Genomic DNA, 18,246 nt, shown 5'->3' with positions numbered 1-18,246 from the left:
CAATAAAGGTCATTTAATCAAAAATATATCTATAAGTACAGTCAAAAATTTTTATTTCCCAACCATGCCAAAACGCCTTAATAAACTTGTGTATGTTCAATGGTACATGCTTCAATACGTTGTTTCACTTCATTTAAAAATTGTCCAGCTTGTAAACCGTCTAAAATACGGTGATCGAGTGATAAACATAAGTTCACCATAGAACGAATCGCTATCATGTCATCAATGACTACAGGTCTTTTGACAATAGATTCAACTTGCAAAATGGCTGCTTGAGGATGATTAATGATACCCATAGAATGCACCGAACCAAAAGTCCCTGTATTATTTACAGTGAATGTACCGCCTTGCATATCTTCATACAAAAGTTGATTTTGTCGTGCTTTTTGTGCAAGTTCGTGAATTTCTCGAGCAATGCCTTTAATTGATTTTTCATCGGCATGACGAATCACTGGAACAAACAATTTATTTTCATGCGCGACAGCAATTGAAATATTAATGTCTGAATGTAAAATAATTTCATCTTCTTGCCAAGTGCTGTTGAGTAATGGATATTTTTTAAGTGCTTCTGCTACAGCTTTAATGAAAAATGCAAAGAATGTTAAATTATACCCTTCTTGCGCTTTAAACTGATTTTTGTAGTGCGCACGTGTTTTTGTTAATTCTGTGGCATCCACTTCTACAGCCATCCAAGCGTGCGGGATTTCATGAACACTTTGAACCATTTTGTTCGCGATTTGACGACGCACACCGTTGACCGGAATCACGGTATCACGATTGCTTGTTGTCGTTGTATTGTGATTTTGGTTTGCTACAGGTGACGTCGGTGCGGTACTCTCTAATGTTTCTTGAGGTGCAGCAACGTGATTCGTAGTAGAAGTTCCATGTTCAATCGCACGTTCGATATCTTTTTTAGTGACACGTCCTTCAAAACCCGTACCTGTCACTGTTGTTAAATCAATATTGTGTTCGGAAGCCAATCTAAATACAACTGGTGAAAAACGGCCATTATTTTTAGGTTGGTTTGCTGTTGTTTGTGCTGTTGAAGTTGATGCTGGCTGTTCATTTGGTTGTTCTGTAGATTCATTGTCAGCTTCTGGAGCTACATTTTCAGTTGTTTCGTCCGTAGCACCTTCAACTTCCATTTCGCAAATGACAGAACCGACTTCAACCGTGTCACCAGCGGCAGCAATAATTTTTTTAATCGTTCCTGCATATGATGAGGGCACTTCAGCTGTAACTTTATCTGTAATCACTTCACATAATGGGTCATATTCTTCAACGCGGTCGCCTTCTTTAACGAGCCACTGTTCAATTGTACCTTCATGCACACTTTCCCCTAGTTTAGGCATCTTGATTTCCATGAGTGAACCTCCTTAAAATTGCGCTAATTCACGCATTTTATTTTTAATTTTATCAGGGTTAATCATAAATTCATCTTCTAACGGTGGTGAAAATGGCATGGCCGGCACATCTGGGCCCGCAAGTCGCATTACGGGTGCATCTAAATCAAATAAACAATTTTCTGCAATAATCGCGGCAACTTCTGACATGACACTACCTTCTTTATTATCTTCTGTGACTAACAAGCATTTACCTGTCTTTTTCGCACAGTCAATAATCGTTTGTTGATCGAGTGGATAGACTGTACGCAAGTCAACCACTTCGACATCGATATCTTCACCTTTTAACAAGTCCGCTGCTTGAAGACAATAGTTCACTGCTAGACCATATGAGAATACAGTGATATCGCTGCCTTCTCGTTTAACATCTGCTTTACCAAGAGTCACAGTGTAATATTCTTCTGGCACTTCTTCTTTCAGTAATCGATATGCTTTTTTATGCTCAAAGAAAAGAACTGGGTCATTCGATGCAATTGAGGCTAAAAGTAAGCCTTTCGCGTCATATGGTGTGGATGGAATGACAACAGTTAAACCTGGTGTAGACGCAAACACGCTTTCGATACTTTGTGAATGATAAAGTGCACCATGAATGCCACCGCCGAATGGTGCACGAATTGTTAATGGTGCTTGCCAATCATTGTTAGAACGATAGCGCATTTTAGCAGCTTCACTCATAATTTGATTGGTCGCCGGTAAAATATATTCCGCAAATTGTATTTCAGCAATAGGTCGTTTCCCCATCATCGCCGCACCAATGGCTGAACCGACAATATTAGATTCAGCAAGCGGCGTATCTAACACACGATAAACGCCATATTTTTCCTGTAATCCAGCTGTTACCCCAAAAACGCCACCTTTTTTACCTACATCTTCACCGAGAATCATCGTTTGATCGTCTTTTTCTAATGCGACATCAAGTGCTTGTCTAATAGCTTCAAGATATGAAATTTTAGCCATGTTGACGTCCTCCTTCTTCGTAGACATGTAAGTATGTTTCAGATGGATCTGGGTATGGTGCGGCCTCGGCTTCTTTAGTCGCTTGATGTACCCATTGTTGATTTTCTTTTTCGATGGCTTCAAACCACGCTTCATCGACTAGAGATTGCTCAATTAAATACTGTTTAAATTTAAGGTTACAATCATTTTCCTTATCTGCATTTTTTTCTTCAACTGTACGGTAACGGTCATCATCATCTGAAGAGTGTGCTGTTAATCTTGTACACATTGCTTCGATTAATGAGGCACCTTCACCGTTTATTGCGCGTTCACGGGCTTTTTTAATAGCACCATAGACAGCAATTGGGTCATTACCATCAATTGTTTCACCGAACATGCCATAACCTTTCGCACGATCTGATAAATATTCTGCACCATATTGGAATGCTTTTGATACAGAAATCGCATATTTATTATTTTCAATTAAACAAATAAATGGCAAGTTATGGACGCCTGCAAAATTCAACCCTTCATGAAAATCGCCTTGGTTTGAACTCCCTTCACCTAGCGTCGTTAATGCGATTTGAGATTTACCATCCATTTTAAATGTTAACGCTGCACCCACTGCATGGAGGATTTGTGTAGCCACTGAAGAACCTTGTGACATAATACCGACTTCTTTTTTACTAAAGTGAGATGGCATTTGTTTACCTCCAGAACTGATGTCATCACGTTTACCAAATGCGGATAACATCGTTTCTAGAGGCGTCATGCCTAAATAAGTGACCAGTGCTAAATCACGATAATAAGGCGATGTAACGTCCCCTTTTTGTAATGCATAAGCCGTTCCAATTTGTGTCGCTTCTTGACCTTGACAACTGATAACGAATGGAATTTTTCCAGCACGGTTTAAGAGCCACATTCTTTCATCTAACTTACGGCCTAAATCCATAGCACGGTACATGTTTTTCAAATCTTCAATTTCAAGGCCAACACTTTGATAATCATTCATATCTATTTTCCTCCTTCTTATCTATATGTGAATAGATTGATGAATAGATTTTAATCCTAATTCCATGAGTAATTCTGAAATGGATGGATGGGCGTGTGTTGAAAGTCCTAATTCAAGCGCAGAACCATTCATAAATTGTAAAACACTTAATTCGTTGATGAGCTCTGTGACATGAGGACCAATTAAAGATGCACCGCTCAAACTACCAGATGCTTGATCAAACAATAACTCAGCAAAGCCTTCAGGTATTGATGAAGCTGTAATCGTTGCTTTACCATTCGCTTTAAACGGTGCTTTCATGACTTCAAATTTAAGGCCACGTTGTTTTGCTGTTTCTTGATTGACTCCGATAGACGCGATTTCTGGTGACGTATAAACACATCTTGGCATCGTATCATAATCAACGGGCAGTGGATTTTCATTAAACATATGTTCAACGGCAATGACACCTTCTCTAGCACCGACATGCGCAAGTTGTAAATGTCCTATGACATCTCCGGCAGCATAAATATGTGTATCAGCCGTTTGCATATATTCGTTCGTTTCAATCATTTGCTTGTCATTCAATACAACTTTAGTATTGTCTAACCCTAAATCAGCTGTATTTACTTGTCGACCAATGGCAACGAGTACTTTTTCAGTGGAGAATGGCGTTTCAAGATTGAATGTCACTTCATCCTCGCTTTGTTGGATGTCTTCTGCTTTAAGCGCTGTATTTACATGGAAGTTGACACCTTTTTCTTCCAATTGCTTTTGGATTAATTGACTGATTTGTGCGCTTTCTGTTGGTAAAATACGCGGCCCAGCTTCAATAATATGTACATTAACACCTACACTACTAAAGAAAGATGCAAATTCTAACCCGATGATACCGCCACCAATAATAGTGATAGATTGTGGTAAAGTTTCAAGCGTCATCATATCATTACTACTATAAATTTGTTGTTGATCAAACGGTAAAAATGACAATGCCATAGGTTTTGATCCTGTCGCAATTAATACATAGTCATTCGGCAACAGTTCAGAAGTTCCGTCTTCATATTCAACAGAAACTGTGCCGCTTTGAGGTGTGAAAATAGAAGCGCCCATTAAGCGGCCAACGCCATGAAACACATCAATTTTGTGACGTTTCATTAACCCTTGTACCCCTTGATACAATGTGTCGACAATGCGATTTTTACGTTCCATTACTTTTGCGAAATTAAGCGTCGGTTGTTCAGCGGTTACACCAAAGTCATCAGCATGTTGTATGTATTGAAATACTTCCGCTGATTTAAGGAAAGATTTTGTTGGGATACAGCCTTGATGCAGACATGTCCCACCCATTTTTGATTTTTCAACTATAGCAACAGATTTTCCAAGTTGACTCGCGCGAATTGCAGCAGAATATCCTGCAATACCACCGCCAAGGATAACGATATCGTATTTTTCTTTTGTCATATGCTTTCTCCTATTGATATATCTGAATTTTGATTTGCTGATTCAATGCTAATCGTGCACGTTCTGCAAGCGTTATAAGTTCATGCTCTCCTGGGAAAACTGAAATCGGAGCAATCCATTCTACATACCTCGCGAGCTGTTTCATTAATTTAACACTATGGCTCATACCGCCTGTGAAAATAATTTGATCGACATGTCCTTTTAAAACGGCAGCACGTTCTCCGATGACTTTGGCAATTTGAATCACCATCGTGTCGATAATCAGCTTCACTTTTTCATCTTGATCATAATTTGCCATAATTTCCCTTAAATTGGATGTCTGGAAATAAGCTTTAAGTCCAGACTCACGACTTAATTGCACTTTCATTTCATCAGCGGATAATTGATGCTTTACCATGTGTTGGACAATCAAATCGTTTGGAATACTACCGGAACGATCCATCGCCATTGGACCTTCGCCATATAATGCTTCATTCACATCAATGACACGCCCTTTTTCATGCGCACCAATGCTGATGCCCCCGCCCATATGTATCACAATCACATTCATATCTTCATAGGCACGATTGACTAATGCGGCATAACGACGTGCCATTGCTTTTTGATTTAATGCATGAAAGATACTCCGGCGTTGAATGGAAGGCACGCCAGTATGACGTACTTCATCAATCAATTCATCTACGACAACCGGATCAGTAGTGAAAACAGGAATATGATATTTTTGTCCGAGTTGATAACCAATCATGCCGCTTAAATTAGAAGCATGTGCCCCGTATTTAAAGCTTTTTAAATCGTCATACATTGTTTTGTTTACTGAATATGTACCGCCTTCAAGTGGTTTCAGTAGACCTCCTCGACAGGCAATGACATCAATTTGATTCAACTGATAACCTTGGGATTCAATTTCAGTTTCAATCATTTGTTGCCTCAAGGACTCTTGATCAATTAAGGGTTTATTTAAAATGGTTTCAGTATGGCTAATATTTTCATTCACTTTACATTCATCATTTTCATATATTGCATATTTACTAGAGGTACTTCCTAAATTCAATACAAGTGCTGTTGTCATACTATCCCTTCTTTCAAAAACAAATCAAAAATGTATGTCATTCATGCTGGATATCCAAACATGAATGACGTCATTTCGATTGTACAGTTAACCGACTTTTAATGAGACTAAAATAGAATTGATTTTATTTTCAATACTATCCGCTCTTGACGTAAGAACGATTGGAAAATGCGCACCGAGAATAAGACTCGCAACTTTAGCACGACCAAAATATGTGAGTGATTTATATAATACATTTCCTGCATCTAATCCTGGCACAATGAGTACATCTGCATCCCCTGCAACTTTTGAATGGATGCCTTTTTGAATAGCACTCCGTTTATCAATCGCATTATCTAAAGCAAATGGGCCTTCAACATGCACATGAGGTTCGATGGGATGTGATTGATAATATTGGCTTAAACGCTCAGCTTGAACGGTAGATGGTATTTTAGGGCTGACTTTTTCAACGGATGACAATAATGCAATATGAAGTTGTTGATATTGTAGTCTTTTTGAAAAAGCAACAACATTTTGAATGGTTGCTTTCATCTCTTCTTCTGTAGGCGCAATATTAAGCGCAACGTCTGAAATCATAAGCAGTTTGTGATACGACGGAATTTCACATAGCGCGACATGGTTTAAAAAAGGTTTTGCACCTTGTGCGTTACGTTTTAATACCGCAGATAAGATTTTGGCAGTTGAAATTTGCCCTTTCATCAAAATTTCTGCCTTACCATGATACAAATCATTTAAACAGCCTTCAATCGCAGCGTCTTCTGTATCAAACGTTTGAATATGGATACGTTTTAAAAATTCAGCCGACAAATCGAATGAACGAATGATTTCAGCTGCATCTTGGCAATTATAAAGTTTGAAGTCAGCATGGGTTTTCTTTAAAACTTCAATAATAACTCTAATGAGTGGTTCATCTGTTGCATTAACCATCGCAATTGTCCCTGTTAGAGCTTGAGGTTCTTTAAGCAAGTCTGTAAAATTCAACTTTCATCATCCTTTATGCTTTTGGTTTTGTTCAATCATTTCTTTCGCATTTTGTCTCGTCAATTCGGTAACAGTTGCACCAGAAATCATACGTGCAATTTCATCTATTCGTGCATCGCCTGTAAGTTCACGTACAGTCGTAGTTGTGCGGTCATCTTTTTCATGTTTTGAAATATACAAATGATGATCACTCATTGACGCAACTTGTGGTAAATGAGAAATACAGATGACTTGAATGACTGAAGCAATCTCTTTCATTTTTTCAGCCATCTTTTGCGCCGCTTGTCCAGAAACGCCGGAATCCACTTCATCAAATAAAATCGCAGTTTGCCCTCGTGCGCGTACAAAAATACTTTTCAGTGCGAGCATGATTCGTGACAGTTCACCGCCACTCGCAATTTTGTTTAAACTTTTTAAGGGCTCACCTTTATTCGGACTAATTAAAAATTCAATACGTTCTAAACCATCTTTTTGCGGTGCTTCATAAGGTTTAAACGAAATTTCTAAATTCGCGTCCTTCATTTGTAAATATTGGATTTCATTGACAATACGATCGCGCAACTGTCTTGCTACTATTCTACGCGCTTTCGATAACTTTTGCCCGTCTTCCTGAACTTGTTGCGATAATTGTTGAATTTCTTCACGTAGTTTTGACGTACTTTCTTCATAATTTTCGATTTTATTAATTTCATCAGCGATTTTTTCTTGATAAATCATCAAATCAGAAATGTCTTTGCCATATTTTCGTTTTAAATTGTTCAACAAGTTCATACGCGATTCTAGTTCATTTAAATATTGTTCATCAAATTCAGTTTGGTTGATTTCTTCGTAGATTTGATGTTTGGCATCTTCTAACGTGTAATAAAATTGATCGACTTCTTCTTTTAGCTTTTCAAACGTTTCCGGTAAAATTTGATTCACATTTTGTAATTCTGTACTTAAAGTATAGAGGCGGTCTGTAATCGCATGTTCATCCGTTAAAGTCACATAAGCAGCGTTCAATGCTAAACTTAAATTTTCGGAGTTCTGAATACGTTTAATATCTGTTTCTAATTGTTCAATTTCGCTCTCTTTTAAGTGCGCTTCTTTTAATTCATCATATTGGAACTTCATTAAATCTAGACGTTGTAACAAAGCTTGATCTGCAGACTCCAGTGCTTCAAGCTCTTTTATCTTTTCTTGATGTTGTTCATAAGATTGGGCATATTGCTGAAGTGCTTCAATATATTCACCGTCAGCATAACGATCGAGTAGTTCAACGTGATACTTTTGCTTTAATAAAGATTGTGTTTCGTGTTGACCATGGATGTCGAGTAAAGCTTGCATGACTTGTCTTAAATCTTGTAACGTTACAGTTTGGTTGTTAATCCGACAAATACTTTTACCAGAACTAAAAATTTCTCTTTTGACAATTAAGAAGTCTTCATTGATATCAATACCTAACGTTTCAAGTTGACGTATCGCATCTTTCGCATCATCAATATCAAAAATGCCTTCAATAATTGCTTTCTTTTCACCGTGTCTAACAAATTCAGAGGAAGCACGCATGCCAATAAGTTGTCCAATGGCATCAATAATAATCGATTTACCCGCACCTGTTTCGCCACTAAGAACAGTGAGGCCATCAGAAAACTGAACATCTAATGTATCGATAATTGCAAATTGTTTAATGGAGAGGCTTTGTAACATCTAACATCCATCCTTATAACATATTGAAAATTCTTTCCTTGATTTCATCAGCTGAAGGGTTGTCGCGACAAATAATTAAGCACGTATCATCACCACAAATTGTACCTAGCACTTCTTCCCAATCAATTTGATCCAGTATCGCACCGATTGACTGCGCATTACCAGGCAATGTTTTCAGCACAAGTAAATTATTAGCACTATCGATTTTTACAAATGAATCCATCAAATAGCGTCCTAGTTTTTCAAGTGGATGATAACGACGATCATTAGGTAAACTATAAATATATTGACCACTTGGCGCGGGGACTTTAATCAATTGAAGTTCTTTAATATCACGTGACACTGTGGCTTGCGTGACGTTCATATCATAATCATTTAAACGTTTCACTAACTCGTCTTGTGTTTCGATTTGTTCATTTGAAATAATTTCTCTGATTTTTATATGTCTTACAGATTTTTTAGGCATAATAGACACCTCGTAACGAATATTTATACAATGATTTTACCACACTCGGTTATGATTTACCTACTTAAGCGATGTACGTCACTATAAGAAACGATTGATATGACGATTGACTTTTAAAATTCAAAAACAACGCACTCAACGATTCAATATATACGAAAAATGTATATGACCATCTATTTATTAGTATGAAAATTGAATAAAAGTGGACTCGAAATTAAAATATGTGGCCGTTTCCATCATTTAAAAAAACACGAGCAACTGTAATACATTACTCGTGTTTGGATGTTAGTCTAAAAATTGTTGAATTGTATGAAAGAGTGGGTCATGGGTTAACCCTAAATCTTCTAGAACTTGATCCACATCGCCATGTTCAATGTACTCATCATTAATACCAAGTCGTTTGATATGATTTGTGTAACCATGATCGGTGAAGTAATTTGCGATATGACTACCTAAACCACCATTTAACATCGCTTCTTCAACTGTAACAACAGGCATGTTTTTGGCACCCAAGTCATCTAATACAGTTGTATCCATCGGTTTGATATAACGTGCATTAATTACACGCGCTTGAATACCTTGCTCTGCTAAAGATTTAGCCACTTCAATTAAAGTCGTCAGTGTTGGCCCATAACTGATAAGTGCCACGTCTTGACCTTCAGTTAAATCTTCCCATGTTCCAATAGGCAAATGCTCACGTTTATCAGTGATTTCAACGCCTAAACCATTGCCACGTGGATAACGAATCGCAATCGGACCTTGTTCATGATGCATCGCTGTATAAATGAGATCTTTCGCTTCGTTTTCATCTTTAGGCATCATCACAATCATATTTGGAAATTGTGTTAAGAAACCGACATCAAACACACCTTGATGCGTTTCGCCGTCTGCACCGACAAGGCCAGAGCGATCCACACCAAAAATGACGTTTAAGTTTTGACGATCGACATCATGTAACACTTGGTCATAAGCGCGTTGTAAAAACGTTGAATAGATCGCAACATATGGTTTCATACCTTCTATCGCTAATCCAGCCGCCATCGTGACAGCGTGTTGTTCAGCAATACCGACGTCGAAGAATTGTTCCGGCAACTCTGATTGGAACTTTGTAAGCTTAGAACCTACAGGCATTGCAGGTGTAATTGCAACGACACGTCGATCTTTCTTCGCATATGACAGCATTTCGTCACTCATCAACTGACTCCATGAAGGTCCTTGAGTTTGACCTTTAATCTGTTCACCAGTTTCTAATTTGTATGGTCCTAAGCCGTGCCAAGTTCCAATTTTATCATTTTCAGCAGGATGGTAACCTTTCCCTTTTTTCGTCACGACATGAATCAAGACCGGTTTGTTAATAGAATCTGCTGCAGCTAAGGCGTTTTCTAATTCTTCAAAGTTATGGCCATCAACTGGACCAATATAGCGAATACCGAGCTCTTCGAAAAACGCGCCATCTACAACTAAATATTTCAAGCTGTCTTTAATACGATCAGCAGATTCACGTAATCGACTGCCCCCTGGCAAACGACTTAAAATTGATTCAGCATCAAATTTGAGTCGATTATAACCTTGGTTCATTCGAATACGACCGAGCATGTTATGCATCGCGCCAACATTAGGTGCTATACTCATTTCGTTATCGTTTAAAATAATTGTCATATTTGTACGGTCATGGCCGATATTGTTTAAAGCTTCAAGTGCCATACCGCCAGTCAGTGCACCATCACCAATAACTGGAACGATATGATTCTTTTTGCCTAAAATATCTCTCGCTTTTGCCATGCCCATCGCAGCTGATAATGAGGTAGAACTATGCCCAGCTTCCCACACATCATGATCAGACTCTTTTAATTTTGGAAATCCACATAATCCTCTATATTGTCTTAATGTTTCAAACTGATGACCGCGGCCTGTCAAAATTTTATGAATGTAACTTTGATGACCGACATCCCAGATGATTTTATCTTCTGGGCTATTAAAATGCTTATGTAGTGCGATTGTGAGTTCAACAACACCTAAATTAGCACCTATATGGCCCCCCGTCACAGCACACGTTTGAATTAAGAACTGTCTCACATCGTGACTCAATGCTTCAAGCTCTTTAACAGAAAGACTTTTTAAGAATGAAGGATTCTGTATATTTCTTACGTCCATTGAAATCACCCTTAATTTTTTCTATCGTACTGATTATAACACTTCAATCACATCATAGATAGACAGAACCTAATTTTGACGTTGATAAAAAAGTGTTAGCAAATGGTTTAAATCCGTTGTATCAAATTCCGTTGATAAAGTTGTTAAAATGGCTTCTGCTTTTTGAATATGCGCTTGAAGTTCTTGCTCAGCGCCTTTCTCACCTAAAAGTGTGACATACGTACTTTTATGATTAGAGACGTCGCTTCCTACAGGTTTGCCTAATTTCGCTTCATCACCGTACACATCTAAGAGGTCATCTTTAATTTGGAAAATGACACCTAAATGTTGAGAAAACTGAATCAATTGTTGTGCAGTTGTTTGACGAATTGAAGTAATGATAGTTGCAGCTTCAATCGCAAATTGAATCAGTGCCCCCGTCTTATGAATATGAATACTTTCAAGTTTTTCAAGAGGGATTTGTTGGTTTTCGCTTTGCATGTCTAACGTTTGCCCACCCACCATACCTTGATGCCCACTCGCTTGACTTAATTTTTCAATGAGTGCGACTTTAATATTAGCGTCTATATGAGGTGTCAATGCAATCTTTTCAAATGCTTTTGTCAATAATGCGTCTCCAGCCAATATCGCAAGCCACTCACCATAGACCTTATGATTCGTCGGTTTACCACGTCGTAAATCATCGTCATCCATTGCGGGTAAATCGTCATGAATCAATGAATATGTATGAATCATTTCGAGCGCTAAAGCAACATGCATGCCACTCGCGAGCTTTTGATGATCCAACATTTTAATTGTAGCTAACATAAGTAATGGTCGTATTCTTTTTCCTCCAGCTTCCAGAGAATAACGCATACTCTGTTCAAGTGAAGTGCCGAGTTGCGAATCTTCAACTGCGTGATTCAAGTGTCCATTAAATTGTTCTAATAACTCATTCAGACTTTGATTCATCACTTTCATCTGCCTCTTTATCCATTAATTCTGCTACTTTTTTCTCAGCATCACTCAATGTTTTTTCACATGATTTAGAAAGCACAATGCCTTGTTGATACAATTCTAAAGATTTTTCTAGCGATATCGTATCATTATCTAGCTGATTTACAATACTTTCTAATTCTTTCATCATTTCTTCAAAAGATTTATTTTCGGTTGTCATTTTGCCACCTCACCTTTTCAATTCTTGCATCTAAAGCGCCATCTTTCATTGTTACTTCGATGAGTTCACCTTCATGTACGTCATGACTACTTGTAATGACGTCATCATCTTTTTTAACAATCGAATAACCTCGCATCATCGTTTTTGTCGGACTCAAATTATCAAGCGATAACAGTTGATGTTGAAATAGTTGCTTTTTTGAAGTTAAAATACGCTGAATTTGTTTGTGTAACTGAGATGATAAATCCATAGATGCTTGCTTTTGACGTTGTACGTTATCGTAAAAATATTTAATGCGAATGCGTTGTTGCAACATGGCTAACCGTTGTTGTTCGTGTTGTAGTCGAAATTGCATCGATTGATGAAGGGCACGATCTAGTTCGTCACGTTTTTGAGTTTGCTGTTCATATAACAAACCGGGTTGTTTAAATTTATAATATGATTGCAACTGCTGTAGTTGTTGTGCAGTATGTTTCAAATGTTGCTTCATATAGCGGTTCAAATAAGCGCAAGTTTGATGCAGCACTTGTTTAAGTTCTTGTTGGTCGGGTGTAGCTAACATCGCAGCTTGAGTCGGTGTCGCGGCACGTAAATCAGCAACAAAGTCACTTAATGTTGTATCCGTTTCATGACCTACAGCAGATATGACAGGTGTTTGACATGAAAAAATAGCTTTAACAACATCTTCCTCATTGAAGTTCCACAAATCTTCAATCGAGCCACCACCCCGTCCTAGAATAATCACATCTGCACCGAGTTGATCCGCAGATTGTAATTTTTCGATGATGTCAGCTTTCGCCTGTGCCCCTTGAACGAGCGTACTGATTCTAATTTGTTCAGCTAGTGGATAACGACTGTTCAAAGTATTTTGAATATCTCGAATGGCTGCGCCGGTACTGGCTGTAAGTATTACAATTTTTTTAGGATACTTGGGTATAGGTTTTTTATAAGCCGGGTCAAAATACCCTTCTTTCATAAGTTTATTTTTTAATTGCTCAAATTTTTGGTAAAGATTTCCTACACCGTCCAGTTGCATATGATTGACATAAATTTGATAATTACCACGACGTTCATAAACCGATACACGTGCTTCAATCAGAACTTGATCCCCTTCTTTTGGGTCGAAGTCAAGTTGATTGGCCTGTGTTTTAAACATCATTGCAGCGATGACACTGTTTTCATCTTTAACCGCAAAATATAAATGACCACTACTATGACGTTTAAAATTCGATAATTCGCCCTTGATGTATACACTTTGTAGATGTGGGTCTTGATCAAATTTATACTTAATATATTTAGTTAATGCAGAGATCGTTAAATATTTTTCCATGCCATCACTCAATTTCTTTTAATGTGACTTAATACACCGTTGATAAATTTATAATGATCATCATCACTAAATTGTTTTGCCAGTTCTACTGCTTCATTAATAATTACCTTTTCTGGTGTATCACTGTGGTTAATTTCAAATGTAGCCATACGCAAAATAATACGATCTGTTTTCAACAAACGTGCAATCGTCCATCCATTCAAATGCGGGCTGATTATTTCGTCTAATACATGTTGATGATCTTTAACACCAGAAACAAGCCATTTAATGAAGTCGAAATCTAAATCTGGATAATCTTCTTTAATAAAACTAATTGCTTCGTCAATCGTCAGCTCTGTATTTTTCATTTCTAGTTGGAATAATGTTTGAAAGGCTTGACTTCTTGCTTGTTTTCTACTCATTTTAATTCTCCGTTCATATGTTAATCACGATTATTTTTTGCCATTTCTATATGTGTAATGTGCACATTGATTTGTTGAGGTGTGAGTGCAGTCATCGTACGCAATGTACTATGAATGGATTCTTGAACTTTTGACGCTGTTTCGGAAACTTTAACGCCATAGCTTAAAGAACAATAGACATCAATAGTGATTTCATTGTCTTTCGTTGTGATTTTAACGCCTTTACTTAAGTTTTTGCGACCAAAGCGTTCTAAAGTTGAATTTTTTAAATCTGGAAATGCCCCTTCAACGCCTTTCACTTCTGATACTGCGATACTTGCAATAACAGAAATGACTTCAGGTTCGATTTCAACAGTTCCAAGATTAGGGTTGAAATGTTCAATTGGCTTTGCCATATAAGTTGCCCCCATTCAATTTAATAATCTTCATTCATAATATCGTAAATCTCTAAAAATTTGGTGCTAAAGAAACCTTTATTGAAGACAGGATGATTTAATAAACGAATATGGAAAGGAATTGTTGTATCGATACCGAGTACGACAAATTCACTGAGTGCGCGTAAACCAGACATAATGGCTTCTTCTCTCGTCGGTTGATGCACAATCAATTTCGCAACCATTGAATCATAGTATGGTGGAATGACATAGTTCGTATAACATGCTGAATCAATACGTACACCAAAGCCGCCTGGTGTTAAATATTGTTCGATTTTACCAGGAGAAGGCATAAAGTTTTTGTAAGGATTTTCAGCGTTGATACGAAATTCAATGGCATGACCTTGAATTTGAATATCATCTTGTGTATAAGGTAATTTTTCGCCCATAGCTACTTTGATTTGTTGTTTCACAAGATCAACACCTGTCACCATTTCAGTCACTGGATGCTCGACTTGAATCCGCGTATTCATTTCCATGAAGTAAAATTGATCTTCATCTAAATCATATATAAATTCAATGGTTCCTGCATTAAAATAATTGACCGCTTTAGCTGCTCTCACGGCTGCATCGCCCATCTCTTTTCTTTTCTTTTCAGTTAGAATTGGAGATGGTGATTCTTCAACAAGTTTTTGCATCCGCCGTTGAATCGTACAATCACGTTCGCCTAGATGGATTACGTTACCATGCGCGTCACCAAGAATTTGAATTTCGATATGACGGAAGTTTTCGATAAATTTCTCTAAATATAAGCCACCATTACCGAAAGCTGTTTCTGCTTCTTGTTGCGTCATTTTATAACCATTGATTAACTCTTCTTCATTACGTGCGGTACGAATCCCTTTACCGCCACCACCAGCAGTTGCTTTTATAATAACAGGGTAACCAATTGAGTTAGCAGTTTGGATGGCATCTTCAATCGTGTTCACAAGTCCTTCGCTACCCGGAACAACAGGGACGTTTGCACGTTTCATTTCTTCTTTTGCAATATCTTTAATACCCATTTTTTGAATCGATTCGTAGTTCGGCCCAATAAATTTAAGTTGGACAGCTTCGCACAATTCCGCAAAATCACCATTCTCAGCTAAGAAGCCATAGCCAGGGTGAATGCCGTCACACCCCGTTGAAGTGGCGATGGATAAAATGTTCGGTATGTTCAAGTATGAATCCTTTGATTGCTTGGGTCCCACACAGTAGGCTTCGTCGGCTAATTGAGTATGTAAAGCATCTTTATCGCCTTCAGAATAAATCGCTACAGTTTGGATGCCCAATTCGTGACATGCGCGAATAATACGCACTGCAATCTCGCCACGGTTTGCAATTAATATTTTTTTCATATTATTTCACCTTAAATAAAGCTTGGCCATACTCAACCATTTGTCCATCTTCAACTAAAATTTCAACAATTTCACCAGTCACTTCAGCTTGAATTTCATTAAATAATTTCATGGCTTCTAAAATACAAACTGTTGTATCAGGTGTGACTTGATCTCCTACTTGAACATAAGCGCTCTCTTCAGGAGACGGTGATTTATAGAATGTTCCTACCATAGGCGCTGTAATCGTTTTAAGTGACGCATCAGCCTCTGTTGACGGTGTGTCTACTGATGTAGCGCTTGCTTGGACCGGTTCAGCCGCTACAGTTGGTGCAACCATTTGTTGTGTTACAATTTCTTTTTCTTTTTTTAAGTTGATTGTCGTACCTTTATCTTCAATACTGATTTCAGTGAGGTTAGAATTGTCTAGAATATCAATTAATTCTTTAATCTCTTTAAAATTCATTTTGGTTACTCCCTTATGATTGATTATTTCTACCCTACTATTTTACTTGAGTGTATAAGGCAATTCAAGAAAATACATAATATCTAAAGCGTTGTAGTGAGTTTCCGCTGATATTATAATGATGCAATCGATTCACTTTTGTTTATCGTATTGTCTTTGAAACATTAAACGATGCCTATTGTGATGAATAAGCAAACGTCTAACGCCTCTATAATATATCTTAAAATAAAATATGGACTAACAAGACAAAAATAAGCCTCATTAGTCCAACAATTTTATTCCATTACTTACATCATCAGGATCATCTCGTTCACCTGATATGGATTAAATTAACCACGTGAAACGTAGCTACCATCTGTTGTGTTAATCACTAACACATCGCCTTCATTAACAAACAATGGCACATTCAATGTGTAACCTGTTTCAACCGTTGCTGATTTTGTTGCACCTGTCGCTGTATCCCCTTTAATACCAGGTTCAGTTTCAGTAACTTCAAGTTCAACAGTTTTTGGCAATTCCACACCGATTGTTTCACCTTGGTACGTTTGGATATGTACATCCATGTTTGCTTTTAAAAACTTCAATTCGTATTCTAAGTAATCTGTGCTTAGTTCTGTTTGTTCGAAAGTTTCGTTGTCCATGAATACGTGATTATCACCATCAGCATACAAGTATTGCATACGGCGGTTTTCAATCATCGCTGGTTCAACTTTTTCGCCTGCACGGAAAGTTTTTTCTTGAATTGCACCTGTTCTTAAATTACGTAATTTTGATCTAACAAATGCAGATCCTTTACCAGGTTTAACATGTTGGAATTCAATTACTTTCCAGATTCCGTTATCGACAGAAATCGTTAAGCCTGTTTTAAAATCATTTACAGAAATCATTCAGTTTCCTCCTCAGAATCACTCTTCTTCTAAAATAATAAGGTCTTTTGTGCAATTAGTAAAGCATTCGCCGCCATTTTCTGTAATTAAAATGTCATCTTCTATCCGAACGCCGCCTAGTCCTTCTACATAAATACCCGGTTCAATCGTCACACAATGATTTTTTTCTAAGACGACATCTGATTTTTGAGAGAGACCAGGAAGTTCATGAATGTCTAAGCCGATACCGTGACCTAACGAATGACCGAAGTGTTTTCCGTATCCAGCTTCTGTAATGATATCACGTGCAATACTGTCCATTTCTTTGCCTGTCATTCCTGGACGAATCGCAGCAATGGCGGCTTCTTGACTCTTTAACACGATATTGTAGATTTCAACCATTTCTTCAGAAGGTTGACCGACAGCAAAAGTACGTGTGATATCTGAACAATAGCCGTTATAGTACGCACCAAAATCTAACGTTACCATTTCTCCTGACTGAATGACTTTATCAGAAGCTACACCATGTGGCATCGCACCTCGTACACCTGAAGCAACGATAGTATCAAATGAAGTGTCGTCTGCACCTAAATGCAACATTTTACTTTCTAAATGCGCTTTGACTTCTTTTTCGGTCATACCAGGCTTAACGACAGTGAGAATATATTCATATGCCTCATCCACAATTTGTGCAGCTTTTTGAATCGCTTTAATTTCATCTTCATCTTTCGTTTGACGAATCGTTTCAATGGCTTGACCAATAGAAATGAGATCGTGACGTCCTTGGTTTAATTTTAAAAATGAATCATAAGCGACGAGATGGCCTTCAAAACCAATATTTTGTAAATTTAATGTTTTAAATTGTTCTGTTAAAGTGGAGAACAAATCATCTTTTTGTAAAATGATCTCAAACTCTGTGGCTTGTTGTTGTGCTTGATCAGTATATCGGAAGTCTGTAATGAGTAGTGCTTTGTCTTGTGTAATGATCAGTGCGCCACTCGTACCTGTAAACCCTGATAAATAGCGGCGATTAAAGTCAGATAACACAGCTAAACCATCGAGATGTTTGTCTTGTAATAAGGTTCTTATCTTTTGAAGTCTAATTTTCATACAAAAATTCCTCCTTA

General features: G+C 37.6%; 18 protein-coding genes. All 18 read right to left on the bottom strand.

Going from position 1 to position 18,246, the window contains the following annotated elements:
- Positions 1 to 77: 77 nt before the first annotated feature.
- The 18 genes from GZH82_RS07395 to GZH82_RS07310 all read right to left on the bottom strand — a co-directional run bounded on the left by GZH82_RS07395 (position 78) and on the right by GZH82_RS07310 (position 18,229).
- Positions 78 to 1,364, bottom strand: a complete 1,287-nt coding sequence (locus GZH82_RS07395) for a dihydrolipoamide acetyltransferase family protein (protein WP_162681946.1) — start codon at positions 1,362 to 1,364, stop codon at positions 78 to 80.
- Between the two features lie 12 nt (positions 1,365 to 1,376).
- Positions 1,377 to 2,360: an alpha-ketoacid dehydrogenase subunit beta gene (locus GZH82_RS07390; RefSeq protein WP_162681945.1), complete on the bottom strand. Its 984-nt coding sequence runs from the start codon at positions 2,358 to 2,360 to the stop codon at positions 1,377 to 1,379.
- Positions 2,353 to 3,351: a thiamine pyrophosphate-dependent dehydrogenase E1 component subunit alpha gene (locus tag GZH82_RS07385; RefSeq protein WP_162681944.1), complete on the bottom strand. Its 999-nt coding sequence runs from the start codon at positions 3,349 to 3,351 to the stop codon at positions 2,353 to 2,355. The genes GZH82_RS07390 and GZH82_RS07385 overlap by 8 nt, the downstream gene beginning before the upstream one ends.
- Positions 3,352 to 3,372: 21 nt before the next feature.
- Positions 3,373 to 4,791, bottom strand: a complete 1,419-nt coding sequence (gene lpdA / locus GZH82_RS07380) for a dihydrolipoyl dehydrogenase (RefSeq protein WP_162681943.1) — start codon at positions 4,789 to 4,791, stop codon at positions 3,373 to 3,375.
- Positions 4,792 to 4,801: 10 nt separating this feature from the next.
- Positions 4,802 to 5,860 (bottom strand): butyrate kinase, encoded by a 1,059-nt coding sequence (buk, locus tag GZH82_RS07375; protein ID WP_162681942.1) that lies wholly within the window; start codon positions 5,858 to 5,860, stop codon positions 4,802 to 4,804.
- 87 nt (positions 5,861 to 5,947) lie between these two features.
- Positions 5,948 to 6,841, bottom strand: a complete 894-nt coding sequence (locus GZH82_RS07370; protein ID WP_162681941.1) for a phosphate acyltransferase — start codon at positions 6,839 to 6,841, stop codon at positions 5,948 to 5,950.
- A gap of 6 nt (positions 6,842 to 6,847) precedes the next feature.
- Positions 6,848 to 8,530 (bottom strand): DNA repair protein RecN, encoded by a 1,683-nt coding sequence (gene recN / locus GZH82_RS07365; RefSeq protein ID WP_162681940.1) that lies wholly within the window; start codon positions 8,528 to 8,530, stop codon positions 6,848 to 6,850.
- A 13-nt stretch (positions 8,531 to 8,543) separates the two neighbouring features.
- Positions 8,544 to 8,996 carry a transcriptional regulator AhrC/ArgR gene (ahrC, locus tag GZH82_RS07360; RefSeq protein WP_014613844.1) on the bottom strand — a complete coding sequence of 151 codons (453 nt, stop codon included), beginning with the start codon at positions 8,994 to 8,996 and terminating at the stop codon, positions 8,544 to 8,546.
- A 285-nt stretch (positions 8,997 to 9,281) separates the two neighbouring features.
- Entirely contained in the window at positions 9,282 to 11,150 is a 1,869-nt protein-coding gene (gene dxs, locus GZH82_RS07355) for a 1-deoxy-D-xylulose-5-phosphate synthase (protein ID WP_162681939.1), read from the bottom strand.
- A gap of 69 nt (positions 11,151 to 11,219) precedes the next feature.
- Positions 11,220 to 12,101: a polyprenyl synthetase family protein gene (locus tag GZH82_RS07350; protein WP_162683027.1), complete on the bottom strand. Its 882-nt coding sequence runs from the start codon at positions 12,099 to 12,101 to the stop codon at positions 11,220 to 11,222.
- The gene (locus GZH82_RS07345; RefSeq protein ID WP_162681938.1) at positions 12,082 to 12,306 is read right to left on the bottom strand and encodes an exodeoxyribonuclease VII small subunit; all 225 of its coding nucleotides are present in this window, start codon (positions 12,304 to 12,306) and stop codon (positions 12,082 to 12,084) included. The genes GZH82_RS07350 and GZH82_RS07345 overlap by 20 nt, the downstream gene beginning before the upstream one ends.
- Entirely contained in the window at positions 12,290 to 13,636 is a 1,347-nt protein-coding gene (gene xseA, locus GZH82_RS07340) for an exodeoxyribonuclease VII large subunit (protein ID WP_162681937.1), read from the bottom strand. The genes GZH82_RS07345 and xseA overlap by 17 nt, the downstream gene beginning before the upstream one ends.
- An 8-nt stretch (positions 13,637 to 13,644) precedes the next feature.
- Positions 13,645 to 14,037 (bottom strand): transcription antitermination factor NusB, encoded by a 393-nt coding sequence (nusB, locus tag GZH82_RS07335; protein WP_162681936.1) that lies wholly within the window; start codon positions 14,035 to 14,037, stop codon positions 13,645 to 13,647.
- 20 nt (positions 14,038 to 14,057) lie between these two features.
- On the bottom strand, positions 14,058 to 14,432 hold the full coding sequence (locus GZH82_RS07330; RefSeq protein ID WP_162681935.1) for an Asp23/Gls24 family envelope stress response protein: 375 nt from the start codon (positions 14,430 to 14,432) through the stop codon (positions 14,058 to 14,060).
- Positions 14,433 to 14,452: 20 nt separating this feature from the next.
- The gene (accC, locus tag GZH82_RS07325) at positions 14,453 to 15,808 is read right to left on the bottom strand and encodes an acetyl-CoA carboxylase biotin carboxylase subunit (protein WP_162681934.1); all 1,356 of its coding nucleotides are present in this window, start codon (positions 15,806 to 15,808) and stop codon (positions 14,453 to 14,455) included.
- A gap of 1 nt (position 15,809) precedes the next feature.
- Positions 15,810 to 16,253, bottom strand: a complete 444-nt coding sequence (accB, locus tag GZH82_RS07320) for an acetyl-CoA carboxylase biotin carboxyl carrier protein (RefSeq protein ID WP_162681933.1) — start codon at positions 16,251 to 16,253, stop codon at positions 15,810 to 15,812.
- Between the two features lie 329 nt (positions 16,254 to 16,582).
- Positions 16,583 to 17,140 (bottom strand): elongation factor P, encoded by a 558-nt coding sequence (efp, locus tag GZH82_RS07315; protein ID WP_014613835.1) that lies wholly within the window; start codon positions 17,138 to 17,140, stop codon positions 16,583 to 16,585.
- An 18-nt stretch (positions 17,141 to 17,158) separates the two neighbouring features.
- On the bottom strand, positions 17,159 to 18,229 hold the full coding sequence (locus GZH82_RS07310; protein ID WP_162681932.1) for a M24 family metallopeptidase: 1,071 nt from the start codon (positions 18,227 to 18,229) through the stop codon (positions 17,159 to 17,161).
- Between the last annotated feature and the right edge of the window lie 17 nt (positions 18,230 to 18,246).

The organism is Staphylococcus sp. MI 10-1553, from assembly GCF_010365305.1.
Lineage (GTDB): Bacteria > Bacillota > Bacilli > Staphylococcales > Staphylococcaceae > Staphylococcus.
The sequence above is the reverse complement of the archived record's forward strand: the minus strand, read 5'-3'. Positions and strand labels throughout refer to the sequence as shown.

Excerpts from the sequence above, each read along its gene's own strand:
- recN (WP_162681940.1), bottom strand. The coding sequence starts at position 8,530 with ATGTTACAAAGCCTCTCCATTAAACAATTTGCAATTATCGATACATTA.
- accC (WP_162681934.1), bottom strand. The coding sequence starts at position 15,808 with ATGAAAAAAATATTAATTGCAAACCGTGGCGAGATTGCAGTGCGTATT.
- GZH82_RS07310 (WP_162681932.1), bottom strand. The coding sequence starts at position 18,229 with ATGAAAATTAGACTTCAAAAGATAAGAACCTTATTACAAGACAAACAT.
- dxs (WP_162681939.1), bottom strand. The coding sequence starts at position 11,150 with ATGGACGTAAGAAATATACAGAATCCTTCATTCTTAAAAAGTCTTTCT.
- buk (WP_162681942.1), bottom strand. The coding sequence starts at position 5,860 with ATGACAACAGCACTTGTATTGAATTTAGGAAGTACCTCTAGTAAATAT.
- GZH82_RS07350 (WP_162683027.1), bottom strand. The coding sequence starts at position 12,101 with ATGAATCAAAGTCTGAATGAGTTATTAGAACAATTTAATGGACACTTG.
- GZH82_RS07385 (WP_162681944.1), bottom strand. The coding sequence starts at position 3,351 with ATGAATGATTATCAAAGTGTTGGCCTTGAAATTGAAGATTTGAAAAAC.
- GZH82_RS07395 (WP_162681946.1), bottom strand. The coding sequence starts at position 1,364 with ATGGAAATCAAGATGCCTAAACTAGGGGAAAGTGTGCATGAAGGTACA.
- GZH82_RS07330 (WP_162681935.1), bottom strand. The coding sequence starts at position 14,432 with ATGGCAAAGCCAATTGAACATTTCAACCCTAATCTTGGAACTGTTGAA.
- GZH82_RS07390 (WP_162681945.1), bottom strand. The coding sequence starts at position 2,360 with ATGGCTAAAATTTCATATCTTGAAGCTATTAGACAAGCACTTGATGTC.
- xseA (WP_162681937.1), bottom strand. The coding sequence starts at position 13,636 with ATGGAAAAATATTTAACGATCTCTGCATTAACTAAATATATTAAGTAT.
- efp (WP_014613835.1), bottom strand. The coding sequence starts at position 17,140 with ATGATTTCTGTAAATGATTTTAAAACAGGCTTAACGATTTCTGTCGAT.
- lpdA (WP_162681943.1), bottom strand. The coding sequence starts at position 4,791 with ATGACAAAAGAAAAATACGATATCGTTATCCTTGGCGGTGGTATTGCA.
- nusB (WP_162681936.1), bottom strand. The coding sequence starts at position 14,037 with ATGAGTAGAAAACAAGCAAGAAGTCAAGCCTTTCAAACATTATTCCAA.
- accB (WP_162681933.1), bottom strand. The coding sequence starts at position 16,253 with ATGAATTTTAAAGAGATTAAAGAATTAATTGATATTCTAGACAATTCT.
- GZH82_RS07345 (WP_162681938.1), bottom strand. The coding sequence starts at position 12,306 with ATGACAACCGAAAATAAATCTTTTGAAGAAATGATGAAAGAATTAGAA.
- ahrC (WP_014613844.1), bottom strand. The coding sequence starts at position 8,996 with ATGCCTAAAAAATCTGTAAGACATATAAAAATCAGAGAAATTATTTCA.